The following is a 22233-nucleotide window of genomic DNA, read 5'->3' on the forward strand; positions in this document are numbered from 1 at the left end:
TCGCGCTCGTTGTGTTCCGGGCCGAGAAGGCCGGAGCCGGAAGGCCGTGTGGTCCAGGTGCGTCGGCGGTGAGAAATCGGCCGGGACGAACGGTTCTTGGTCCTGGCGTATCGGCACGGGCGCTCCTCCGTGTCCGGGCATCGCCGCGATCCTACGGCCGCGAAGCCGCCCAGTTCAGATCGAGGTCGGTGACGGCCCCGCACCGGGGCGAGCACGGTGGATCGGTGCCATATTCCCCGGCTCGTTCCGACCGCACGGCCGCCCTCGAACGACTAGACGTACGACTTGCGCTGCGCAATGAGCCCGCGAGGAGGCCATGTGGACGGTTCGAGGGTCGAACAGGCTGGCGCCGAACATCCCGTCGTCGTGCGCGGGTTGCGGATGCGGTACGGGAACAGCGACGTGCTCACGGGTGTCGACTTCGACGTGGCGCGCGGGGAGGTCGTCGCGCTGCTCGGTCCCAACGGTGCCGGCAAGACCACGACGATCGAGATCCTCGAGGGCTTCCGGATGCCGTCCGGCGGTGAGGTCACCGTGCTCGGTGCGGACCCGGCGACCGGCGACGAGTCCTGGCGGGCACGCAGCGGGGTGGTGCTGCAGTCGTGGCGCGATCATCCGCGATGGACGCCCCGTCGGCTTCTGACCCACCTCGGCCGCTACTACCTGCCCTTCTCGACCGCGGAGAGGCCACGTCCCCGTGACGTCGAGGAGCTGATCTCACTCGTCGGCCTCGTCGAGCAGGCCGACCAGAAGATCGTCACGCTCTCCGGAGGCCAGCGCCGCCGGCTGGACGTGGCCATCGGCATCGTCGGCCGCCCAGAACTGCTCTTCCTCGACGAGCCGACGACCGGGTTCGACCCGCACGCGCGCCGGGAGTTCCACGACCTCGTGTATCGACTGTCGGAGGTCGAGGACACCACGATCCTGTTGACCACCCATGACCTGGCGGAGGCCGAGAAGCTCGCCGACCGGATCCTGATCCTGGCGGCGGGCCGGATCGTCGCCGACGGTTCGGCCGACGAGCTCGCGCGGCAGGTCGAGGGCAAGACCCACGTCCGCTGGCGCCGCGACGGGGAGCACCACGTGCACGCGGCCGACGACGCCGTCGGCTTCGTCCGGCAGCTGCTCGCCCAGTACGACGACCTCGACGACCTGGAGGTGCGCCACACGAGCCTCGAGGACACCTATCTGACGATGGTGCAGCAGCACGAGTCTGGCGACGCGGTCGATGCGGCATCCACGTTCACGCGCACGACCGAGGAGGTGGGTCCGTGAACCCCAAGTTGCATGCGAGCCGGATCGGGCTCCACCGAGGCTGGACCGAGTTCCTCCAGAGCTTGAAGAGCCCGCAGGACCAGGGGTTCTACCTGTTCATGGCGCTCGCCGTGCTCGGCTACCTCTTCATCCGTCGCAACACGGTCATCGACGAGATCGGGATGACCATCCCGCAGGTGTCGATGCCGTCGATCCTGGGTGGCTTGCTCGCGTTCGGGGTGGTGATCGGTCCTGCCTACCAGTTGGCCATGGATCGGGAGGACGGCACGTTGCTGCGCTACAAGGCCATGCCGCACGGCATCGGCGGATACGTCACCAGCCAGCTCGCCTACCACTCGCTCGGGTTGGTACCGATGCTGCTGGTCATCCTGGTCCCGGGCTTCCTGTTGTTCGACGGGCTCATGCAGCGCGGCACGACGGGCTGGCTGACCATGATCTGGGTGCTGCTGCTCGGTCTGGCCGCGATGATGCCGATCGGCATCGTCATCGGCGCCCTCGTACCGAGCACGCAGAAAGTCGGCAGCTGGGGCATGCTGCCGATCATGGTGCTGGTGAGCATCTCGGGCATCTTCTTCCCGATCCAGGCCCTCTGGGGCTGGGTCCAGCCGATCGCGCAGGCCTTCCCGCTCTACTGGATCGGGCTCGGCATGCGCTCGGCGTTCCTGCCCGATGCCGCCCTGGCGATCGAGGTTGGACAGTCGTGGCGCACCGGCGCGACCGTCGCCGTCCTCGCCGCGTGGGCCATCGTCGGCACGGCCATCTGCCCGCCGGTGCTGCGGCGCATGGCACGCCGCCAGTCCGGCGCAGCGGTGCAGGCTGCCCGTGAGCAGGCGACGCAGTGGGTGCGATGACCGCCGGGATGGACCGTGGAACTGGCGCAGTGACCTCGCAACACGACACCAGGCTGGTCAGCCTTCGCCGGGGCTGACGAGACCGGTTTCGTAGGCGAGCACGACGGCCTGGACGCGGTCGCGGAGTCCGAGTTTCGCAAAGATGCGGGTGACGTGCGTCTTCACGGTGGCCTCGCCGAGGTAGAGCTCGGCAGCGATCTCTGCGTTGGACAGACCGCGGGCGATGACGCGCAAGACCTCGATCTCCCGTGGTGTGAGTGCGGCCAGGGTGTCCGGGATGTCACCCGAGGCTGGGGGATGATGGACGTAGGTCTCGACGAGCCGGCGGGTGACGGTGGGTGCGAACAGCATCTCGCCCGTGTGGCAGGCACGTACGGCGTCGGCGAGGTCAGCTGGCGGTGTGGTCTTGAGCAGGAAACCGCTCGCACCCGCGCGTAGGGCACCGACGACGTACTCGTCGAGGTCGAACATGGTCAGGATGACGACTCGGCAGTCGGGGCGGGCCTGCAGGACGGTCCGGGTACCGCTGATGCCGTCGACGTCGGGCATCTGGACGTCCATGAGCACGACGTCCGCCTGGTGGGTGGCCGCGGCGGTGGCGGCGTCGAGCCCGTTGGCGACCTCCGCCACGACCTCGATGTCGGCTTCGGCATCGAGGATGGCGCGCAGGCCACCGCGGATGAGGTTCTGGTCGTCGGCGATCACGACCCGGATCATGGCTGCACCTGGGGGGCGGGTCGGTCCAGGGGGAGCCGCGCGGTCACGACGAAGCCGCGGTCGCTCGCGGGTCCGGCGGTGACGGTGCCGCGAAGGGCGCGGACACGTTCGGCCAGGCCGACGAGCCCGAACCCACCGGCGGAGGGGATGGCGGGTTCGTGTCCGGGGCCGTCGTCTCGGACGATGACCTCCAGGATGCCGTCCTGGTCGGCGACGGTGACCTGCACGGCGGCGCCGGGCGCGTAACGGGTCGCGTTCGTGAGCGCCTCCTGGACTATCCGATAGATCGTCGCCGCCAGCGGAGGATCGTGCGGCAGCCGTTCGGGCAGGCCCAACGACACGGTCAGGCCAGCGGCCTCGATCCGGCCCGCCAGGGCGTGCAGCGCGTCGTCGAGGCCGCTCGTTTCGGGGCTGGCGGCCAGTCCGGCCGCGCCGACCGCACCGGCGTCGAGCAGACCGAACAGCATGTCGAGCTCGACCTGCGCGTCGGCGCCGGTGCTGCGCACCGTGGCCAGTGCCTCCCGGGCCTGTGCGGGTGCCCGAGCGGCCAACGCGGCGGCAGCGCCAGCCTGCAGGACCATGACTCCGACGGCGTGGCTGGCGACATCGTGCAACTCACGTGCCAGGCGTAGACGCTCGCTCTGGACCGCGGCCGCAGCGATCGCGTCGTGCTGGGCCTTGAGCGAGGTCGCGGTCGCCTCCGAGCTTCGCTCCTCGCGCTGGCGGGCGGTCCACACGTGCCCGGCCACCGCGGCCAGGGCCAGCAGCGCGGAGGTCATGACGACGTTGTCCGGCTCGTCGTGATAGACGTCCGCCAGCACCAACACGGCCAGGAGCGACAGCGCTCCACAGGCACGCCGGCTCCTCTCGCCGGCGGCGGACCAGGCCAGCAGCATGAACACGGCTGCGCTCCACAGGCCGTAGGGCAGCGGCTGGCCCAGGATCAGGGCCCCAGCGGGCGCGAGCGCAGCGGCCAGACAGGCCAGCAAGGGGTCGGTGCGGCGCAGCGCGAGACTCGCGACGAACCCGCCCGCCAACACGACCCCGAGCAGGCCGCCCAGGGCACGCTCCGGCGCCACGTCCAGCCGCGCGTACAGGACCATCTCGCCGACGTACAGCACTGCCACCGCGGCGGCGGTGGCCAGGTCGGTGCGCCAACGTGGCGGTGGCCGAGGGGCTGGCGGCGGGTCGGCGACGTCCGCTTCCGTGCGCAACAGGCCGAGGAGCCGTCGCAGTTCGGTGGTGGCGTCCCTGCCCTGCTGCTGGATCGCGACCATCGCGGACCGGTCGAGGTCACGCCCCGCCTGCTCGGCATGGCCGGCCATCCCCACCACCGCGGCGCGGATCGTGCGCAGCGCCTCGCCGGCCAGGCGCGCCCGCTCTTCGGCCACCACCTGCGCGGCCGTCACCTGCGGGTCGGTCGCGGCCAACTCGGCGGCCACCTCAGCGGCCTGCTCGGCCCCCAGTGTGCGACGGCGAACGAGGTAGCCACACACCCAGATGGTCCCCACCAGGACGACGACGAACAGGCCGGTCGCGAGGGTTGGGTCGGTGGCCCACTGCGCGGCGGCGAGCACCCCGGCGACCGCCAGGCCCCCGGCTCTGTCGGCGTAGCGCCCGAGCGCGTAGGCCACGATGAGGAACACCGCCATGCCGGCCGGGCTCTCGGCGGGCACCCCCAGGGCGGCGCGCAGCAGGTGGAGACCGGCCGTGCTCAGGCCCGCGACCAGCGGGGCACGGCGGAAGCCCAGCACCACCAGCCCGCTCAACGGCGCGCTCAGCACCGGTCCCAGCCCTTCGGCGGCCAGCAAGAGCGCATCCGAGGCGACGCAGCCGGCCGCCAGGGCGGCCTCGAGACGGTAGGCAGGACCGATCCTCATGACCGGACCATAACGACACGCAGCCCCGGCCGCGTCCGCCTGGAGGTTGAGCCGCCTCCGACCTGGCGCGAGCCCGGTCGGTGCGTCGAGGCTGACGCGAAGGGGCGCCGCAGCGCTGAAGGTGACCGTGGACCGCGGAACGGGCCGCGGACGACATGGAGCACCCTCATGAGCTCTGCGAACCGACTGATCGGCGGGATGAGCATCGTGCTCGTCCCGCTGCTGTTCGGCATCGGCGACCAACTACGCATGGCGGCCGAGCCCCCCACCGGCCTGGGGAGTGTCGACCCCGACTACGGCGTCGCCGAGGCCACCGCCACCCTGGCCAGCATCGACGCCAACCGCGGCCTTTTCCTCGCCGCGTCCTACCTCGTCCTGCTCGCGGTGCTGCTGTCCTTCCCGGCGATGCTCGCGGTCTGGCGGCTGTCCGTCGAAGGAGCGCCGCGCTGGGCCTGGGTCGGCGCGACCCTGGCCGCCCTCGGCATCATCGGCCAGGCCGTGCACCTCGCTGGCTACTTCGGGCTGTCCCTCGCCTTCTCCGCCTTCCACGATCTCGGCGTCGCCGCCGAGCTCTTCGTCGCGACCGGGGTCAACAGCTTCCTGATCGCGCTGTTCGTCCCGTTCCTGCTGGGGCTGCTCGCGCCCATCCCCCAGGTCGTCGGCCTGCGCCGCGCACGAATCATTCCTTTGTGGGCCGCACTCGCCGTCGTCGCAGGTGTCGCCGTCATGGTCATCGCCGGGTCGACACCCGCGACGTCCGCCTTCACCGCGATCCTGCTCGCGGCCGGGCTGTTCCCCGCGGCGCGCACGATGCTCCGCACACACGAACCCCCCGCCACCACGCATTCCGTCCGCACGGTTCCCGGACCGGCCTGACGCGCTGAGCCCGGCCCAGCGGCCGGGTGCAGCCCCGCACCCTCGGCCCGACGGTCGCCGCGACAGCGGCGAGTGTCCGGCGCCCGACCCGCTTCTCGACGTCGCTAGTCAGCCACAGCTGGCAGTGGGGCGGGCCCGGGGTCCGCGGCCAGGGCAACGGCCAGCCAGACCAGAGCCATGCCGAAGCCGTTCGCGAAGGGGGGTAGCAGGAACATGATCGGGAGGAACGCTGCGACGCCTGCGCCGGTCCACCAGGGCCAGCGCCTGCCGGTGCCGAGTACCCCGGCCGCGACCAGGCCGACGAAGGTCGGCAGGACGGCGAGTACGAACAGCCAGTCGGGCGGCTCCGACCCGGCGACGGGCACACTGACCATGGTGAGACCGGCGAGGGTCATCCCGGTGGGGGCCAGCCACCAGAGCAGCGCCCGCCAACCGGTCACGGGCACGATCAGTGCGAGGGCAACGGCGCCGGCGAGGAAGGCGAGCCCTGCCGTCACCTCTGACACGAGGCCGAGCCCGGTGGTGTGCTCGTCGACGTCGCCCGCGAGCGCGACGAACCCGTTGGTGACCAGCATGGCCGTGGCGGCGAGGGCTGCGAGACGGGCAGGGCGTCGCCGGTGATCGTTGGTCGCGGCAGTGGCGCGGCTCGTGAGTGGGGACCAGGACATGACAGGCTCCTTCCGAACGTGTCGGACCGACATGGCCCGACTGCGAGGAGGCAACCGGAACGGCGCCCGGCCGACCTCCCCCTGGTGGCTCGATCGCCTCTGTCTCGAGGCAGAGATCTGCCGTGCGCTACCGCCGGGGTCCTTAAGATCGCTGGCATGAAGCTCGCGCCCCGGACGCCGTTCGCGCGCGACCTGCTACTCGCGGTCGCGGTGACGGCGGTGGCCCAAATCGAGCTGGTACTGCTCGCCGCGCAGGCGGGCGGGCCAGTGGTCTGGCACCACGCAACGAGCCTGCTGATCCTGCCCGCGCTGGCGTTGCGGCGGCGAGCTCCACTCTGGTCGATCCTGATCGCTGCAGTCGGGCTGCTGTTCCAGCCTCTCATCGGTCCGGCCGCGGTGGCCACGCCGTATCTGGCCCTCCTGTTCTTGCTGGCGTCGCTCGGTTGGTTCGCTCCACTCCGTCAGGGTGTGGTCGGGGTGGCGGTGACGCTGGTCTGCGGGCTGGGATACGACACGCTGGCCGGTGCGGCGCCAGTGGCCGACGTGGTCGTCAACGCGGCGCTGCTCGTCCTGGCGTGGGCGGCCGGTCGGGGGCTGCGGGTGACGACCGATCGACGGGTGGCTGCCGAGGTGGAAGCTGACCGGACCGCCCGCGCCGCCGTGGACGCGGAGCGCGGTCGCATCGCTCGGGACGTGCACGACTCGTTGGGCCACGCACTGACGTTGATGACCCTGCAGGCTGGCAGCGCCCGTGAACGGGTCGATCAGCCGGTGGCCTCGGAAGCGTTGACGCTGATCGAGCGGACCGGCAGGGAAGCGCTGACCGATCTCCACCGGGTTCTCGGGCTGTTGGATCTCGAGGGCGACAGGGGCAAGGGCCTGGCGCACCTTCCCGACCTGGTCGCCGGTATCGCCCCCGTCGGACTGCAGGTCGACCTGGAGGTCCAGGCGCACGAGGTCCCGCGCAGCGTCGCGAACGCGACGTACTGGGTGGTGCAAGAGGCGCTGACCAACATCGCGCGGCACAGCCACGCGCGCGTGGCCGACGTGCGTGTGTGTTCCCGGGCGGGCGAGCTGGTGACCGTCGTGGCCGATCCGGGCCCCGCCCGACACGGCGCCAGGCCGGGTACGGGTCGCGGGCTCATGGGCCTGCAGCGGCGACTCGAACCATTGGGCGGCACGCTGGCGGTCGCTTCGGACGCAGCCGGCTGGCGGGTGGAAGTGCACATCCCACTGCCGGAGCGATCGCCGTGACCGGCTTGCGGGTGGTGATCGCCGACGACGAACCACTCGTCAGGCAGGGGCTACGGATGGTCATCGAGTTCGATGGCGACATGACCGTGGTGGCCGAGGCCGCCGACGGGCGTGAGGCACTGAGACGCGCCATCGAGCATCGACCCGACCTGACGCTGCTCGACGTCCGGATGCCGATCATGGACGGGGTCGAGGTCTGCCGCCGGATCGTCGCGTCCCCCCAGCTGGCAGCCGTCCGCCCGGTCGTGCTGACCACGTTCGCCGAAGACGAGTTGGTGGTAGCCGCGCTTCGTGCAGGTGCCGCCGGCTACCTGCTCAAGAGCATGCCACCCGACCAGATCCGCCAGGCCGCCCGCACCGCGGTAGAGGGCCAGACCGCGCTCGCCCCCGCGCTCGTGGACCGGCTGGTTCGCGACTACACCACCCGACGGGCCGAGCCCTCACCCGCATTGACACGGCTGACCGAACGCGAGACCGACGTGCTGCGCGAGATCGCCCACGGCCGCTCGAACCTCGAGATCGCCGATGCTCTCTACATCAGCGAGGGCACGGTCAAGACACACGTCGCCTCGCTGTTGCGCAAGCTCGAGCTGCGAGACCGCACCCAAGCAGCCGTGGCTGCCTATGAGCTCGGGCTCGTGCGCCCGGGTGACGCCAACTGATCTGATGCATCGGCCGATCACGAACGACCGAGGAACGGCATCCGCCCGGTAGGAGGACCCGAGGCAGGATCGACGAGATCCGAGGCGTGCACCTGCTGGGACGGATCCGGCCTGCGGTAGCGAGGCAACCATGCAGCCCCATCACGCCACGTCGAGCCTCGAGTGGGCAAGCGCCCGTGCCCTCTCGACGGCGACGCTGGGGGGTTCGAGCATCATGGCGGAGAGGGCGCCGCGGTAAATCAGCTCGACGTCCGCGGCGAGGCGGTCCGGGTCGTCGGCGTCGGTGTCGGCGGCCAGCGCCCGGAGGCAACCGGCGATGGCCGTCCAGTGGTCGACGACGACGCTGGTGGCCGGATGTGACGGGTCGGCCACCTCGACGAGTGCGTCGACGAACGCGCAGCCTCGCGCTCGGCGCGTCTCGTCCTCCCAGGTGTCGAGCGCATCGAAGATGGCGAGCAGGCGCCCCTCGGGGGTCGACTGTGCGTCGATGGCAGCCTGCCAGTGCGCCGTCCATCGCCGGTCGCGGGTCCGCAGGTACTCGACCACGAGACCGTCCTTGCCGCCGAACTGGTGGTAAAGCGTCTTTCGAGCGACTCGAGCGTGGTCGAGGATCGCGTCCACACCGGTGTTCACGATGCCGCGTGCGAAGAAGAGTTCGTCGGCAGCCGCGAGGAGCCGTTGGCGCGGCGACGCCACGGCGACTTCGTCCTGCGATCTTCCGGTCATGCCGGTCATGGTATGCGCCGCTACGGTAGACCGATCGTTCTATCTACCGGGTGAGGCGCTGATGATCGAACCATCACGGCAGGCGGGAGACGTGCTGACCGGGATGGCGGTCATCGCGGTCTGCTACGGCCTGGGCCGGTACGCCTATGGCCTGTTCGTCCCGGAGCTGCAGGAATCGCTGGGTCTCGGCTCGACCGCCAGCGGCGCGATCGGCGGCCTCTCCCACGCTGGCTACGCGCTCGGACTCGTCGGCGCGCCACGGCTCGCCCGCCGCCTCGGCGCCGACCGGATCCCGGCCGGGGCCGGTCTGTGTGCCGCCGTCGGGCTGGGTGCGGTCGCGGCGAGCGTGGGACCGATCAGCCTGGGGGCCGCGGTGTTGGTGGCCGGCACCGGCAGCGGGCTGTCCTCCCCCGCCCTGGCGCAGCTCGTCGTGCAGCGGTTCCGGCGCGCGGACCGCTCGCCCGCGCAGACCTGGATCAACAGCGGCACCAGCCTCGGGCTCGCGATCTCCGCCCCGACGGTGCTGCTGGCCGTGCAGTGGAGGACCACCTGGAGCGTGTTCGCGCTGCTCGCGGCCCTCGTGGCGGCGACGGCGTGGGTCAGGCTGACCAACCGGAGGCGTGACGCTGCCGGCGGAGCCCCGAGAGATCGACGTCCCCGCCGGCGACCGACGCCCACGAGGAGCCTGCTGTCGTTCTCCCTGGTGGTCGGGATGACCAGCGCCCCGTACTGGACGTTCGCTCGCGAGCGGGTCATCGCCGCAGGACTCACCGCCGGCTGGTCCGCCGGCTTCTGGATCGTCATCGGGGGGCCTCGGCGTCACCGGCGGGGTCGCGGGCCTCATGGCGGCGCGGCTGGGTCTCGTGAGGACCCTGCGCATCTGGAGCGCCCTGTGGGCCCTCTCGCTCGGGCTCCTGGCGCTGCCGACCCTGCCCACCGTCGTCGCCCTCGGGTCGGCCGGCATCTTCGGAGCCGCCTACATGGCCCTCACCGGGCTCCTCATCCTGTGGGGCGTCGCGGACATGGCGGACGACGCGACAGCGGGCGTACGCGCCTGCTTCCTCGCCCTCGGCGCCGGTCAGGCGATCGCCACGCCCATGGCCGGTGTCGTTGCCGACGTGTGGAGCCTGCCGGCCGCGTTCGCCCTCGCCGCCACCGGCAGCCTCGCCCAACTCGTCATCGCCCCGGCCGCCGAACGTGCAGGCACCTCCCCGCCACCGCTGCTGCACGCCGAAGCCAGCTGACCGCCAGGCACGGCCGCGGGCCGCGGAAGCGCTTCCGCGGGAGCGTCCGACCGCTTCCGCGGCAGCCGGCAATTGGCACCCGGGTGCGGCACGCTGGCACCATGAGCAGCAGGATTCCCCAGGAGGTCGCCAGCGCCGCCGCGGCGGTTGTCGCGGTCGGAGCGCGTGCGGCGATGCTCGTCGAAGGCGGCAGTGACCGGGCGGCGGTGCGAGCACTCGCGGCGCGCCGGGGCCGCGACCTCGATGCCGAGGGCGTCGCCGTCGTCGCCCTGGGCGGCATCACCAATCTCGGGCACTACGTCGAACTCCTGGGTCCCCGAGGGGCGGGCCTGCACCTCGCCGGGCTCTACGACGAGCCGGAGGCCGGCGTCGTGCGCCGCGGGTTGACGGCCTCCGGCATCCCTGCCGGCCAGGACCTGACCGTCCACGGGTTCCATGGCTGCCGCCGCGACCTCGAGGACGAGCTGCTGCGTGTGCTGGGTGCCGGTGCCGTGCTTCGCATCTTCGAACAGGACGGCGAGGCGGGACGATTCAGGACGTTCCAGCGCCAACCTGCCCAGCGGGGACGGCCGATCGAGGCGCACCTGCATCGGTTCCTCGGGATCCGGTCGGGTCGCAAGCTCCGGTACGGGCGGCTCCTGGTCGAGGCGCTCGACCTGGATCGCGTGCCCGCCCCGCTCGACGCCGTCCTGACCGAAGTGTGCACCTGACCCCAGCAACGCCGGAGACGTCCGCCATGCGGGGCATCCGGGCGGCTACCGTGCCGACGATCGCCGCACGTGGAACCGTGATGCCTGCCATGACCGTCAGCCGCCACGTCGACGCCCCACCGGAGCGGGTCTGGGCCGTCCTGACCGATCTCGAGCGCTCGCCCGAGGTCATCGGCGCCATCCAATCGGTGGAGGTCCACACCGGCCCAGGCTTCGAGGTCGGCACACGCTGGACGGAGACCCGCACCATGATGGGTCGGACCGCCAGCGAGACCATGGAAGTCACGGCGGTCGACCCGGGACGGTCCTACGTCGTCGAAGCGGACAGCGGCGGCACCCACTACCGCAGCGAGTTCCGTCTGGCTCCGGACGGCGACGGCACGGCCCTGACCATGACCTTCGACGGCCAGCCGTCGGGGCTGGGCGGCCGGGTCGCGGCGGCCACGCTCGGACGACTCCTTGCGCGGCCGACCCGCAAGGCCCTGGCCGCCGACCTCGACGACATCGCACAGGCCAGCGAACACGGCGGCTGACGCAAGCCGCAACGTCGAGCGAGCCGCTACGTCGAGGTGCCGGCAAGCGACAGGCGTGCCACGACCTCGCCGTCATCCATCTCGCCGTTCGGCTCGAAGCCGAGGCCGAGGTAGAACCGTTCCGGGCTGCCGTCACCCGGCACCCAGCTCGTGTGGATCGAGGTGCCACCGCGCGAGCGGATCTTCTCGAAGGCCAACGCCAGCGCGGCGGACGCGATCCCCTGCCGTTGATGGGCGCGACCGACCATCAACCGCCACAACCAGTAGGGACGGCCATCCTCGTCGTCGAGGTCGATCTCCAGCATCAGGAAGCCCACGACCTCACGGTCGCGCACGATGGCGCGAGGCCATGCGTGGGCGTAGTTGGCGTAGGCCTCGGCCAGGGACCAGACGTTGTCCGCGACGAAGCGCTTCTGATCCGGTGCGACCTCGAGGTCACACACCGCCGCGACGTTCTCGTCGGTGATCGGCTCGAGACCCACCGTCGACGTCGTAGGCCCCACCAGAGTTCCGATCTCGGGCCGCCAGGAGTTCTACCGGCGTGCATCCGCCGTGGCAGGCTGCTGCATGGCGCCAGACGAGGACCGTCGGGCGACGTCATCGGCGGTGGCCGCGCCCCCGTGATGCTCGTCGTTCCCCGTCGTCGTAGCCGCGCTGGACGCTGGCGATGCCGCGGTCGAACGAGCAGGTGGGCGGGGACGCTCGTCGACCTCGAGCCGGAACACGTCCGGGCGGGCGTAGTGGCCGACGGGGTCGAACTGGCGCCGGGCACTCACGAGCGCATCCAGATCGCAGTCGGCGATCACGATCCCGGGTTCGCCGACCAGCGGTCCCGCGAGCAGCTGACCACCGGGACCGACGACGCAGGAATTGCCGCGCGCCAGCCAGTCGTCGCTGCCCCCGTAGATCTCGTCGCGCCCAGGGATGCCCTGCGGGACGTCGGACCCGCGCAGGCAGAACGTCACGCCGACCACGAAACAGCGGCCTTCCTTGGCGATGTGACGCATCGTCGGAACCCAGGCATCGCTGTTGTCCCAGGTCGGCGCCACCAGGACGTCCATCCCCTGGGCGTAGAGGTGGTAGCGAGCCAGCGGCATGTAGTTCTCCCAGCAGATCAGGCCACCGAGCCGACCCACCGGGGTGTCCAGAACCGACATCGTCGAGCCGTCGCCCATCCCCCAGACCAGCCGCTCGCCGCCGGTCGGCATCAGCTTGCGATGCACGGCCAGGAGATGCCCGTCCGGGCCGAACCACGCCAGCGAGTTGTACAGCGTGGACCCGTCACGCTCGTTGATCCCCACCGCGAGGTGCACCCCCGCCGACCGTGCCGCGTCCGCGAGTGCGTCGACCGCGGGCCCTGGCACGGTCACCGACTGCTCGACCAATCGCTCGTACCAGCGGGCCGGCCCGTCGGCCCACGGGGTCGTGCGCCACACCCAGTCCGGGTAGGTCGGCACGAACGCCTCCGGAAAGACCACCAGCTCGGCCCCTTCGGCCGCCGCCTGGCCGGTGAGCGCGTGCACCCTCGCCACGGTGGCATCCCGGTCGAGGAACACCGGCGCGTCCTGGACGGCTGCCACACGGACGATGGTCACGATCGCTCTCCTGGCATGCCGTGATGGGGCCCACCCACCAGCATCGAACGAGCCGCCCGGGCACGTCAAGGTGCTCGGGCCACGCGTCACCCCACACCCAGCGGGAGCGACGGGTGTCGGCATCAGGTGCGCAGGTGGAAGCGTTCTCCCTGGGGGCTGAAGATGGCGATGAGCTCGACGGGTTCGTCGAAGGTGCCGAACCAGTGGGGCGTGAGGGTGGAGAACTCGACCGCTTCGCCGGCCTCGATCACGAGGTCGTCCTCGCCGAGGATGAGGCGCATGCGGCCGCTGAGGACGTACATCCAGTCGTGTCCCTCGTGGACCGGCAGCACCGCGGGAGGGTGGCTGCGGCCGGGCTCGACGAGGTACTTGTAGGCGTGCAGCCCGCCGGCAGGTCCGCGGTGGGTCAGCGGCCACACCGTGACGCCGTGACGGGCCGTCGGGGCGTTGCGCACCCGGGGGTCGGGTGTGACCGCGGGCGCGAGGAGGTCGTCGATGCTGACCCCGAGCGCGGAAGCGATCCCGGGGAGGTGGTCGACCGCCAGGCGGCGCTTGCCGGACTCGAGGCGGCTGAGCGTCGACACGTCGAGGCGTGCCGCATCGGCCACCTGCTGCAGGGTGAGTCCGCGGTCCGTGCGCAGCTGTCGTAGTCGGTGACGGATCCGCTGGTCCAGGTCCCGGTCAGGGGTCTCGGCCACGGCGGCCTCCATGGCGTCGCGTGGTTTGCCAGTTCAGCAATCCATCTTGCCAGGCCGAGTCACCGAGGTCACGCTGTTGCGACCCGTGAAGGAGGACGCCCGATGTCTCTGCCTGCCGAACGCCTCGTCGACGTCTGCGTGATCGGCGGTGGGCCGGCCGGCCTGTCCGCCGCCCTGGTCCTGGCCCGCTCGCGGCGGTCCGTGCTGGTCATCGACGCCGGCGAGCCCCGCAACGCGCCCGCCGTGGCCATGCACGCGTTCCTCAGCCGTGACGGCATGGCGCCGGCCGAGTTCCTGCGCCTGGGGCGTGCGGAGGTCGTCGGCTACGGCGGCGAGGTCGAGTCCGGCCAGGTGGTCGACGTCGAGCGCACGGAGGGGCGGTTCCGGGTCGTGCGTGCCGATGGCCGCGCCGTTCGTGCTCGCCGGCTGGTCGTCACCACGGGGCTCGTGGACGAACTTCCCGGCGTCCCCGGTCTGGCCGAGCGCTGGGGTCGGGACGTCGTGCACTGCCCCTACTGTCACGGTTGGGAGGTGCGCGACCGTCTGATCGGGGTGCTGAACACCTCGCCGATGTCGCTGCACCAGGCGGGCCTGTTCCGCCAGCTCAGCGAGCGCATCGTTCTGCTCGCGCACGACGGGCCCTCGCCGGATGCCGATCAGGCGGCACAGCTGGCCGCACGTGACGTCGAGGTGGTCGAGGGTCGGGTCGCGGCGCTGGAGATCGAACAGGACGTTCTCACGGGCGTGCGACTGGAGGACGGACGCGCGGTGACGCTGGAGGTGTTGGCCGTCGCCCCGCGCTTCGTGGGCCGCTCCGCCCTGTTGGAGGAGCTCGGGCTGGACCCGGTGGAGCTCCCGTCGGCGACCGGGCTCCACGTGCCCTCGGATCCCACGGGGGCGACCAGCGTCCCCGGCGTGTGGGTGGCCGGCAACGTCACCGACCCGAGCGCCCAGGTCATCACCGCTGCCGCGCAGGGCAACCGCGTCGGGGCCGTCGTCAACGCGGACCTCGTCACCGAGGACCTGGCGCTCGCACGGGTCGGTCCCTGACGAGCGCACGACCGCGTGCACGGAACCGCTCGCGGGCGGCGTGGCCAGCGCGTCAGCGGTGGGCGAGCGCGGCCAGGGCGGCTGCCGACATCGTCTCCACGGGTGCCGGCCGGCCGGTCCAGCGCCGGTAGGAGGCGGCAGCCTGGCCGATCAGCATGCCCAACCCGTGGAACGTGTCGGCGCCGCGGTCGCGGGCGTCCTGCAGGAACGGGGTCGGCTCCGCGCCGGCGGCTACTGGCACGCGCGGATACAGCAGGTCGTAGGCGACCTGCCCGACCTGCAACGCGTGGAAGGCCGGGGGCAGTCGTTCGCCGTGCAGCCCCAACGGCGTGGCGTTCACGACGAGGCGTGCCCCATCGACGGCGCGAACGACGGCGGCCTCGTCGGCGAGGTCGACCGCTTCGGGCTGTCGCGCGCCGGCCCGCTCCCCCAGCGCCGCCAGCTCGTGTGCCGCCTCCGCGCGCCGGCCGACGACCGTCAGCCCGCAGCCGAGACGCCCCGCGGCGACCGCCGCGGCCCGGGCGGCGCCGCCGGTGCCGAGCAGCAGCAGCCGGTCCCCCGGCGCCAGCATCACGTCGGCGCGCAGCGCGTCCGCGAGCCCGACGGCGTCGGTGTTGTCGCCCAGCAGCCCGTCGGTGTCCCAGACGAGCGTGTTGGCGGCCCCGATCAGCTGGGCCTCGGCCGTCAGCCGATCGCACAACCGCGCAACGGCCTCCTTGTGCGGCACCGTCACGTTCGCACCGACCCCACCCACGACACCGAACGCGTCGACCGTCCGTGCCAGTGCGTCCGGTGGGCACGGCAGGGCCAGGTACACCAGGTCCAGGCCGTGCTCGTGGAACGCGGCGTTGTGCATCACGGGCGACAGCGAGTTCGCCACCGGCCAGCCGAACAGCGCCACCGGACGGGTGCTCGCCGTCGGCCAGGGGGCTCCGTCGGCCGGCCGGCTCACTCGGGCAGGTCCTCGCCCTGGCAACGGCCGGCATCGCGGAACGCGGCCACGTTGACGTTGTGCTCGTCGAGCGTGTCCGCGAACGCGTGCCGCCCGTCGCACTCCGGCGTCAGCACGTAGAAGCGGTAGCTGACGTCGGCCGGCTCGTACGCGGCCAGCAGCGACGCCCGGCCCATGCCGGAGATCGGCCCCGGCGGCAGGCCCTCCACGACGTAGGTGTTGTAGGGGTGCTCCACCTCGAGGTCCTCGAGGAGCACGACGTCCCGCGGCTCCCCGACGGCGTAGACGACCGTCGCGTCGATCTGCAACCGCATGCCGTCGTCGAGGCGGTTCTCGATCACGCCCGCCACGGTCTGCCGTTCGTCGTCGACCCGGGTCTCGCGCTCGATCAGGCTGGCCAGCGTCAGCATGTCGAAGCGGTTCAGCCCGCGATCCTCCGCCGCCGCGACCTGCTCCTCGGGCACCTCGGACATCACCCGCTCGAGCTGGTCGACCATGCGTTGCAGCACGTCCAGCGGCGCGGCGTCGGCACGCACCTCGTAGGTCTCGGGGAACAGCAACCCCTCGTAGGGCTCCTCGACCTCCTCGGGAGCTTCGGCCGGCTCTGGCACCCACTCGGGCAGCTGCAACACCCCGTCGGCGTTCTCGCCGGCCTCGGTGCGCTCGTCCAGCACGGTCTGGAAGTCGGCCTCGTCGTACGCCTCGAACTGGTCGGCCAGGCGCGCCAGGGTCTGCTCGACGGTCAGACCCTCCTGGACCGTGAAGCGCACCCCGGCGTTGGCGCCGCCGCGGGCAGGCCCGTCCATGAGCGTCTGGATCACGGCCTCGGAGTCCATGCCGGTCTGGAAGTCGTACTCGCCCGGCTGCAGTTGCGCGGCCAGTTCGACGTCGCTGGCGGCGATCCGGAACGTGGTGGCGTTGCGGACGACCCCGGCCTCCTCGAGCCGGTCGGCGACCGAGCGCACCGACTCGCCCTGCTCGACGGTGAGCGAGACGGGCTGGCCGGCCTCGACGCGGTTCGGCGTCGGCAGCGCGTCCGCGAGCCACATCACCCCGGCACCGACCCCCAGTGCGACGAGTCCGAGGAACCCCAGGAACCACTTCGAGCCCCGGCTCAACGCCACCTGCCTACTCCTTCTTCGTGGCCGTCGGCCGTGGTCGTGCGCCCCGCTCCCCCGTGGCGGGCTCAGCCGGCCCGATGCCGGCGCTGCGCCTCCAGCACGGACTGTAGGAGGATGCTGGCCGCCACGCGGTCGATGTGCTGCCGGCGATCCTCGCGTGACGCGTCCTGGTCGAGCATCACGCGCTGCGCCTCGGTCGTCGTGAACCGCTCGTCCCAGAGCGCGACGGGCAGGCCGGTGCGGGCCCGCAGCCGCTCGGCGAACCACCGCGAGCGCTGCGCCGGGTTGCCTTCGCTGCCGTCGAGCTGGCGTGGCTCGCCGATCACCAGCCCGACGACCTCGTGGCGGGCGACGGCGTTGACCAGCCCGTCGAGCGCCGGACCGTCCTGGTTGCGCGGGACCTGCAGGGTCTCTGCCGGCGACGCGATCGTCTGGGTCGGGTCGGAGACGGCGAGCCCGATGCGCACCTCACCGAGGTCGATCGCCAGCAGCCGCCCGGTGGTGGGCAGCTCGTCGGAGCGGCGCTTGCCGAGCTCGTAGCCCATCAGCGACCCCCTGCCGCGTCGCGGGCCTCACGGGCCGCGACCTGCAGCGCCTCGTCGAGCTTGGCGCCCTGCTTGCCGCCGGCCTGGGCGAGGTCGCCCTTGCCGCCGGCGCCGCCGCCGACCACCTGCGCCGCCGGGTGCAGGATCGGGCGGGCCTCGACACCCGCGGCCGCCAGGTCCGGCGACACCGCGCAGATCAGCTGGGCCTTGCCGTCGTCGGTGGCCGTGCCGACGACCACGAGCGCGCGCTCGCCGAGGTGGCCGCGGATCTCCGTCGCCAGCCGGCGCAGGTCGTCCATCGCCAGCCCGTCGGCACGCTGTACCACCACCGCCAGCCCGTCGTCACGGGCCGTCTCGTCCGCGATGCGCTTGGCCTCCTGCGACAGGTTGGCGCCGCGCAGCTTGGCGAGCTCCTTGTCGGCGACCTTCAGCCGGTCCAGCAGCTGGCGGACCCGCTCGACGGCCTGGTCGGTCGGCGCGTCGACCAGCCGCGAGATCTCCTCGGCCACCAACCGCTCGCGGGACAGGTGCGCGAACGCGTCCGCGCCGGTCAGCGCCTCGATCCGGCGGGTGTTGGACCCGATCGACTCCTCGCGCACGATCGTGATCGTGCCGATCTTCGCCCCCGACGGGACGTGCGTGCCGCCGCACAGCTCCTTGGAGAACTCCCCGATCGTCACCACCCGCACGACCTGGCCGTACTTGTCGCCGAAGTTGGCGACCGCCCCGGAGCGCTTGGCGTCGTCGAGGCTCATCACCTCGGTGTGCACGTGCGGGTCGCGCAGGACCCGCTCGTTGATCGACGACTCGATCTCCGCGAGCCGATCGCGCGAGACCGACTCGAAGTGCGGGAAGTCGAACCGCAACCGGCCGGGCTGCACCAGCGAACCGGCCTGCTGGGCGTGGTCGCCGAGGAACTCCTTGATCGTGGCGTGCAGCACGTGCGTCGCGGAGTGGCTGCGGGCCGTCGACACCCGTCGGGACGGGTCGACGTGCGCCTCGACCGGCTGGCCCTGGCGCACCTCACCGGCCACGACCCGGGCACGGTGCACGATCAGGCCCTCGATGGCCTCCTGGGTGTCGAGCACCTGCAGGCGACCCGTCGGCGTCTCCAGCGCGCCGGTGTCGCCGACCTGACCACCACCCTCGGCGTAGAAGGGCGTGCGCGGCAGCACGACCTCGACCTCGTCGCCCTCGGTGGCGGTGTGCTGGATGCCGCCGGGCGTGACGATCGCGCCCAGCTCGGCCTCCGCGGTCAACGACTCGTAGCCGAGGAAGTCGGTGGTACCGACCTGCGCGGCCGCCTCGCGGTAGGTCTCAGGGGACACCCCGCCGCCGCCCTTCTTGGCCGCGGCCCGGGCCCGTTCGCGCTGCTGCTGCATCAGCTCGTCGAACCGGTCGCGGTCGAGCGCCAGGCCGGCGTCCTCGGCGATCTCGGCCGTCAGGTCGATCGGGAACCCGAACGTGTCGTGCAGTTCGAAGGCGACGTCGCCTGGGAAGGCGTCCTTGCCGGTGTCGCCCGCCCGCACCGTCGTGATGGCCTGGTCGACGCGCTCGAGGCCCTGGCGGATGCGCGCCCCGAAATCCTTCTCCTCCGCGCCGGCGATGCGCGTGACGAGCTCGCGCTGCTTCTCCAGCTCCGGGTAGGAGGCGCGCATCTGCTGAATGACCTGCTCGACCATCGGCAGCAGCAGCTGGTCGCCGGCACCGATGTCCATGCCCAGAAGCTGGCCGTGGCGCACCGCGCGGCGCATCAGGCGGCGCAGCACGTAGCCGCGGCCCTCCTTGGACGGCAGCACCCCGTCGGCGATCAGGAACGCCGACGTGCGCGCGTGCTCGGCGATGACCCGCAGCGAGACGTCCTGGTCGTCGCTCTTGCCGTAGGTGGCGCCGGTCAGCTCGCCGGCCCGCGCCAGCAGCGGCGCGAACAGGTCGGTCTCGAAGACGTTGTCGACGCCCTGCAGCAGCACGGCCATGCGTTCCAGCCCGAGGCCGGTGTCGACGTTCTTGGCCGGCAGGTCACCGAGGACGTTGCCGTCGTCGTCCTGCTCGTGCTGCATGAACACGAGGTTGTAGTACTCGAGGTAGCGCTCGCCGTTGACGACGGGGCCACCCTCCTCGCCCCACTCCGGACCGCGGTCGTAGTTGAGCTCCGAGCAGGGCCCACACGGTCCGGCCGCGCCCGTGGACCAGAAGTTGTCGGAGGCGTCCAGCCGCGACGAACCCTCGGGTACGCCCACCCGCTGGATGCGCTCGGGCGCGATGTCGGTCTCCTCGAGCCAGTAGCGCTCGGACTCGTCGTCGTCCTCGAAGACGGTGACCCAGATGCGCTCCGGGTCGAGCCCGAACCGGTCGACCGACAGCTGCCACGACCAGCGGATCGCCTCGCGCTTGAAGTAGTCGCCGAAGCTGAAGTTGCCCAGCATCTCGAAGAACGTCAGGTGCCGGGTGGTGTGGCCGACGTTCTCGATGTCGTTGGTGCGGGCGCACTTCTGGTAGCTGGTGGCACGCGGGGCCGGCGGTGTGGCGTCGCCCATGAAGTAGGGCTTGAACGGCAGCATGCCGGCGATGGTCAGCAGGACGGTCGGGTCCTGCGGGATCAGCGAGGCCGAGTCGAAGCGCCGGTGGCCGTGTTCGACGTAGAAGTCGAGGAACGTGTTGCGGATGGTCAGGGAGTCCAACGTGTTCTCACTGTCGTCGGCGCCGCGTCCCACCGGATCTCTTCGTGGGGGGCGCGCATGCGGCTGAGGTCGGGCGGCCGGCGTCAGTCGCCGATGGCGCGCGCCTGCTCGGCGGCCGCCGTGGGCAGGTCGGGCACGCGGTAGCGGGTGCGCAGCTCTGCTTCACGCGCCTGTGCGGCGCGGCGACCTTCCTCGGCGGCGTAGCGCAGCCGTTCGCTGAACGTGCCGGCGGCCTGGCCGGCCCGGCCGGCGACGTGGACGGGCGAGGTCGCACGCTTGGCGGCGTCGAGCTTGCGCACGGCGTAGGCGCCCAGCAGCAGCCCGGCGCCGAGTCCGAGGGCGAGCGAGAAGACGCGCATGGGTGGCTCCGGTCAGTCGCGCAGGGCGCGGGCGGCCTTGGCGGTGCCCGCGGCCACCGCGGCGGCCTTGATCAGGGGGCTGGCGAGGGTGGCGTGCACGACCCCGAGGATGCGGTCGGTCGTCGAGGTGATCGACTGCACGCCCGCCATGATCGTGTCCACACGGGCGAGTTCGACGTTCACGCCGGCGACGGTCTCGTTGACGCCACGCAGGATCGGGACGGACTCGTCGGTGACCCGCCCGACCGTGCCGATGACGTTGTCGAGCAGCTTGACGGCGCGCATGACCAGCAGGCACAGCGCGGCGACGAGCACGCCCCAGAACAATGCGGCGGCCACGATCGCCCAGTCCCTGACGGTCACGTCGACTCTTCTCCCTGGTCACGGTGCTTGGTGGCGGAGCGGCCCCGCGCCTGCTCGCGCAGGGCGGCGACCCGGTCGGCGACGGCTGCCTCGTGGCCGTGACGGGAGGGCTGGTACAGCCTCGCCCCGTCCAGCTCGTCGGGCAGGTACCGCTGATCGGACGCGAACCCGCTCGGGTGGTCGTGAGGATAGTCGTAGCCGACGCCGTGCCCGAGGGCGCGCGCGCCCTTGTAGTGGGCGTCGCGCAGATGGGGCGGCACCGGGGCGTTGCCGTGGCGGCGCACGGCCTCCAACCCAGCGCCGATGGCGCGGGTCACGCTGTTGGACTTGGGGGCGACCGCCAGCGCGATCGCGGCCTGGGTGAGCGCGAAGCGCGCTTCGGGCAGCCCGACCTTGTCGAGGGCGTCGAACGCGGCCACCGCCAGCGGCAGCGCCTGCCGGTCGGCCAGCCCGACGTCCTCGGAGGCGAAGATCACCATGCGCCGCGCCACGAAGCGCGGGTCCTCGCCGCCCTCGAGCATCCGCAGCAGCCAGTAGACCGCCCCGTCGGGGTCGGAGCCGCGCATCGACTTGATGAAGGCGCTGACGATGTCGTAGTGCTGGTCGGAGGCCTTGTCGTAGCGGAACCGCTGCATGGCGTCGGCGACGTCGTCCACGCCGAGGTGGGCGGTGGGGCCCTCCGCGCCGGGGCGGGTCACGCCGGCGGCCGCGGCGGCGATCTCCAGCGCGGTCAACGCCGCGCGGGCGTCGCCGTCGCCGACGTGGACGAGGTGGGCGACCGCGTCCTGTTCCAGCGTGACGCGACCCCCGAACCCGCGGTCGGGGTCGTCGGTCGCACGCGCCAACAGCGCGCGCAGATCCTCGTCGGTCAGCGACTGCAGCCGCACCAGCTGGCAGCGCGACAGCAACGGTGGGTTGAGCTCGAAGAACGGGTTCTCCGTCGTGGCGCCGATCAGCGTGACCCAACCCGCCTCGACCCCGGGCAGCAGCGCGTCCTGCTGGCCCTTGTTGAAGCGGTGGATCTCGTCGACGAACAGCACCGTGCGCCGGCCCCGCAGCTCCAGCCGGCTGCGGCCCTCGTCGATGATGCGGCGCACGTCCTTCACGCCGGCGGTGACCGCGGACAACTCGGTCCAGGCGGCCTCGACATGGGCGGCGATCACGGTCGCGAGGCTGGTCTTGCCCACCCCGGGCGGGCCCCACAGGATCAGGGAGCGCAGTTCGCCCTGGTCGAGCATGGCGCGCAGCGGCTTGCCGGGCCCGAGCGCGTCGAGCTGGCCGACGTACTCGTCCAGGTCCCGCGGCCGCAGCCGGGCCGCCAGCGGCATGCCGGCGGGCACGCTCGCGGGCCGGGAGCGGTCCCCCGCCGCGGACGTGTCGGTCGGCGCCGGGCGCGCCGGCGCGTCGTCGAACAACTGATCGCTCATCCGCGCCACCGTACCCGCGCACCGGATCGCACCGGCGCGCACCTGG

23 protein-coding genes and 1 pseudogene are annotated in these 22233 nt (G+C 72.1%); 10 read left to right on the forward strand and 14 right to left on the reverse strand.

What is annotated here, in order from left to right; genetic code table 11:
• Positions 1–381 precede the first annotated feature (381 nt).
• Both ACERM0_RS03195 and ACERM0_RS03200 read left to right on the forward strand, forming a co-directional pair.
• Positions 382–1275 (forward strand): ABC transporter ATP-binding protein, encoded by an 894-nt coding sequence (locus tag ACERM0_RS03195; RefSeq protein WP_373677472.1) that lies wholly within the window; start codon positions 382–384, stop codon positions 1273–1275.
• Positions 1272–2126, forward strand: a complete 855-nt coding sequence (locus tag ACERM0_RS03200) for an ABC transporter permease (protein WP_373677074.1) — start codon at positions 1272–1274, stop codon at positions 2124–2126. The genes ACERM0_RS03195 and ACERM0_RS03200 overlap by 4 nt, the downstream gene beginning before the upstream one ends.
• Before the next feature lie 57 nt (positions 2127–2183).
• On the opposite strand, the gene ACERM0_RS03205 is transcribed toward ACERM0_RS03200, so the two are convergent.
• Entirely contained in the window at positions 2184–2843 is a 660-nt protein-coding gene (locus ACERM0_RS03205) for a response regulator (RefSeq protein ID WP_373677075.1), read from the reverse strand.
• On the reverse strand, positions 2840–4723 hold the full coding sequence (locus tag ACERM0_RS03210) for a sensor histidine kinase (protein ID WP_373677076.1): 1884 nt from the start codon (positions 4721–4723) through the stop codon (positions 2840–2842). The genes ACERM0_RS03205 and ACERM0_RS03210 overlap by 4 nt, the downstream gene beginning before the upstream one ends.
• Before the next feature lie 168 nt (positions 4724–4891).
• Between ACERM0_RS03210 and ACERM0_RS03215 the strand changes: the two genes are divergently transcribed.
• On the forward strand, positions 4892–5599 hold the full coding sequence (locus ACERM0_RS03215; RefSeq protein WP_373677077.1) for a hypothetical protein: 708 nt from the start codon (positions 4892–4894) through the stop codon (positions 5597–5599).
• Positions 5600–5703: 104 nt separating this feature from the next.
• Here the strand turns inward: ACERM0_RS03215 and ACERM0_RS03220 are convergent, their stop codons facing one another.
• Positions 5704–6267, reverse strand: a complete 564-nt coding sequence (locus ACERM0_RS03220; protein WP_373677078.1) for a hypothetical protein — start codon at positions 6265–6267, stop codon at positions 5704–5706.
• A gap of 18 nt (positions 6268–6285) precedes the next feature.
• On the opposite strand from ACERM0_RS03220, the gene ACERM0_RS03225 reads away from it, so the two are divergent.
• Both ACERM0_RS03225 and ACERM0_RS03230 read left to right on the forward strand, forming a co-directional pair.
• On the forward strand, positions 6286–7521 hold the full coding sequence (locus ACERM0_RS03225; protein ID WP_373677079.1) for a sensor histidine kinase: 1236 nt from the start codon (positions 6286–6288) through the stop codon (positions 7519–7521).
• Positions 7518–8183: a response regulator gene (locus ACERM0_RS03230; protein ID WP_373677080.1), complete on the forward strand. Its 666-nt coding sequence runs from the start codon at positions 7518–7520 to the stop codon at positions 8181–8183. The genes ACERM0_RS03225 and ACERM0_RS03230 overlap by 4 nt, the downstream gene beginning before the upstream one ends.
• A 141-nt stretch (positions 8184–8324) precedes the next feature.
• On the opposite strand, the gene ACERM0_RS03235 is transcribed toward ACERM0_RS03230, so the two are convergent.
• Entirely contained in the window at positions 8325–8909 is a 585-nt protein-coding gene (locus ACERM0_RS03235; RefSeq protein ID WP_373677081.1) for a TetR/AcrR family transcriptional regulator, read from the reverse strand.
• 103 nt (positions 8910–9012) lie between these two features.
• On the opposite strand from ACERM0_RS03235, the pseudogene ACERM0_RS03240 reads away from it, so the two are divergent.
• The 4 genes and pseudogenes from ACERM0_RS03240 to ACERM0_RS03255 form a co-directional block, all read left to right on the forward strand.
• Positions 9013–9705 (forward strand): annotated as a pseudogene (locus ACERM0_RS03240) (MFS transporter); the annotation flags it as partial.
• A gap of 67 nt (positions 9706–9772) precedes the next feature.
• Complete coding sequence (locus tag ACERM0_RS03245; protein ID WP_373677491.1) at positions 9773–10153, forward strand: hypothetical protein; 381 nt, start codon at positions 9773–9775, stop codon at positions 10151–10153.
• 101 nt (positions 10154–10254) lie between these two features.
• A complete protein-coding gene (locus ACERM0_RS03250) occupies positions 10255–10863 on the forward strand; it encodes a TOPRIM nucleotidyl transferase/hydrolase domain-containing protein (protein WP_373677473.1) in 609 nt (202 codons plus the stop codon).
• An 80-nt stretch (positions 10864–10943) separates the two neighbouring features.
• Positions 10944–11396, forward strand: coding sequence for an SRPBCC family protein (locus tag ACERM0_RS03255; RefSeq protein ID WP_373677082.1), 453 nt, complete (start codon positions 10944–10946; stop codon positions 11394–11396).
• 26 nt (positions 11397–11422) lie between these two features.
• Here the strand turns inward: ACERM0_RS03255 and ACERM0_RS03260 are convergent, their stop codons facing one another.
• The 3 genes from ACERM0_RS03260 to ACERM0_RS03270 form a co-directional block, all read right to left on the reverse strand.
• Positions 11423–11878 (reverse strand): GNAT family N-acetyltransferase, encoded by a 456-nt coding sequence (locus ACERM0_RS03260; RefSeq protein WP_373677083.1) that lies wholly within the window; start codon positions 11876–11878, stop codon positions 11423–11425.
• 51 nt (positions 11879–11929) lie between these two features.
• The gene (locus tag ACERM0_RS03265; protein ID WP_373677084.1) at positions 11930–12991 is read right to left on the reverse strand and encodes a carbon-nitrogen hydrolase family protein; all 1062 of its coding nucleotides are present in this window, start codon (positions 12989–12991) and stop codon (positions 11930–11932) included.
• A gap of 122 nt (positions 12992–13113) precedes the next feature.
• The gene (locus ACERM0_RS03270) at positions 13114–13701 is read right to left on the reverse strand and encodes a helix-turn-helix domain-containing protein (RefSeq protein WP_373677085.1); all 588 of its coding nucleotides are present in this window, start codon (positions 13699–13701) and stop codon (positions 13114–13116) included.
• A gap of 90 nt (positions 13702–13791) precedes the next feature.
• Between ACERM0_RS03270 and ACERM0_RS03275 the strand changes: the two genes are divergently transcribed.
• Entirely contained in the window at positions 13792–14739 is a 948-nt protein-coding gene (locus ACERM0_RS03275) for an NAD(P)/FAD-dependent oxidoreductase (protein WP_373677086.1), read from the forward strand.
• A 52-nt stretch (positions 14740–14791) separates the two neighbouring features.
• On the opposite strand, the gene aroE is transcribed toward ACERM0_RS03275, so the two are convergent.
• The 7 genes from aroE to ACERM0_RS03310 form a co-directional block, all read right to left on the reverse strand.
• Positions 14792–15691: a shikimate dehydrogenase gene (aroE, locus tag ACERM0_RS03280; RefSeq protein WP_373677087.1), complete on the reverse strand. Its 900-nt coding sequence runs from the start codon at positions 15689–15691 to the stop codon at positions 14792–14794.
• Entirely contained in the window at positions 15688–16815 is a 1128-nt protein-coding gene (gene mltG / locus ACERM0_RS03285; RefSeq protein WP_373677088.1) for an endolytic transglycosylase MltG, read from the reverse strand. The genes aroE and mltG overlap by 4 nt, the downstream gene beginning before the upstream one ends.
• Before the next feature lie 62 nt (positions 16816–16877).
• Complete coding sequence (ruvX, locus tag ACERM0_RS03290; RefSeq protein ID WP_373677089.1) at positions 16878–17357, reverse strand: Holliday junction resolvase RuvX; 480 nt, start codon at positions 17355–17357, stop codon at positions 16878–16880.
• Positions 17357–20038, reverse strand: a complete 2682-nt coding sequence (alaS, locus tag ACERM0_RS03295; RefSeq protein WP_373677090.1) for an alanine--tRNA ligase — start codon at positions 20036–20038, stop codon at positions 17357–17359. Before alaS ends, ruvX begins: the two co-directional genes overlap by 1 nt.
• 83 nt (positions 20039–20121) lie before the next feature.
• Positions 20122–20397 (reverse strand): hypothetical protein, encoded by a 276-nt coding sequence (locus tag ACERM0_RS03300; protein ID WP_373677091.1) that lies wholly within the window; start codon positions 20395–20397, stop codon positions 20122–20124.
• Positions 20398–20409: 12 nt separating this feature from the next.
• A complete protein-coding gene (locus tag ACERM0_RS03305; RefSeq protein WP_373677092.1) occupies positions 20410–20760 on the reverse strand; it encodes a DUF948 domain-containing protein in 351 nt (116 codons plus the stop codon).
• Positions 20757–22187 carry a replication-associated recombination protein A gene (locus ACERM0_RS03310; protein ID WP_373677093.1) on the reverse strand — a complete coding sequence of 477 codons (1431 nt, stop codon included), beginning with the start codon at positions 22185–22187 and terminating at the stop codon, positions 20757–20759. Before ACERM0_RS03310 ends, ACERM0_RS03305 begins: the two co-directional genes overlap by 4 nt.
• Between the last annotated feature and the right edge of the window lie 46 nt (positions 22188–22233).

Source organism: Egicoccus sp. AB-alg2 (assembly GCF_041821065.1).
Classification (GTDB): domain Bacteria; phylum Actinomycetota; class Nitriliruptoria; order Nitriliruptorales; family Nitriliruptoraceae; genus Egicoccus.

Bases quoted from the DNA above. Each gene is read 5' to 3' on its own strand.
- ACERM0_RS03195 (WP_373677472.1), top strand. From the start codon at position 382: ATGCGGTACGGGAACAGCGACGTGCTCACGGGTGTCGACTTCGACGTG.
- ACERM0_RS03205 (WP_373677075.1), bottom strand. From the start codon at position 2,843: ATGATCCGGGTCGTGATCGCCGACGACCAGAACCTCATCCGCGGTGGC.
- ACERM0_RS03210 (WP_373677076.1), bottom strand. From the start codon at position 4,723: ATGAGGATCGGTCCTGCCTACCGTCTCGAGGCCGCCCTGGCGGCCGGC.
- ACERM0_RS03215 (WP_373677077.1), top strand. From the start codon at position 4,892: ATGAGCTCTGCGAACCGACTGATCGGCGGGATGAGCATCGTGCTCGTC.
- ACERM0_RS03220 (WP_373677078.1), bottom strand. From the start codon at position 6,267: ATGTCCTGGTCCCCACTCACGAGCCGCGCCACTGCCGCGACCAACGAT.
- ACERM0_RS03235 (WP_373677081.1), bottom strand. From the start codon at position 8,909: ATGACCGGAAGATCGCAGGACGAAGTCGCCGTGGCGTCGCCGCGCCAA.
- ACERM0_RS03250 (WP_373677473.1), top strand. From the start codon at position 10,255: ATGAGCAGCAGGATTCCCCAGGAGGTCGCCAGCGCCGCCGCGGCGGTT.
- ACERM0_RS03255 (WP_373677082.1), top strand. From the start codon at position 10,944: ATGCCTGCCATGACCGTCAGCCGCCACGTCGACGCCCCACCGGAGCGG.
- ACERM0_RS03270 (WP_373677085.1), bottom strand. From the start codon at position 13,701: ATGGAGGCCGCCGTGGCCGAGACCCCTGACCGGGACCTGGACCAGCGG.
- ACERM0_RS03275 (WP_373677086.1), top strand. From the start codon at position 13,792: ATGTCTCTGCCTGCCGAACGCCTCGTCGACGTCTGCGTGATCGGCGGT.
- ruvX (WP_373677089.1), bottom strand. From the start codon at position 17,357: ATGGGCTACGAGCTCGGCAAGCGCCGCTCCGACGAGCTGCCCACCACC.
- ACERM0_RS03300 (WP_373677091.1), bottom strand. From the start codon at position 20,397: ATGCGCGTCTTCTCGCTCGCCCTCGGACTCGGCGCCGGGCTGCTGCTG.
- ACERM0_RS03310 (WP_373677093.1), bottom strand. From the start codon at position 22,187: ATGAGCGATCAGTTGTTCGACGACGCGCCGGCGCGCCCGGCGCCGACC.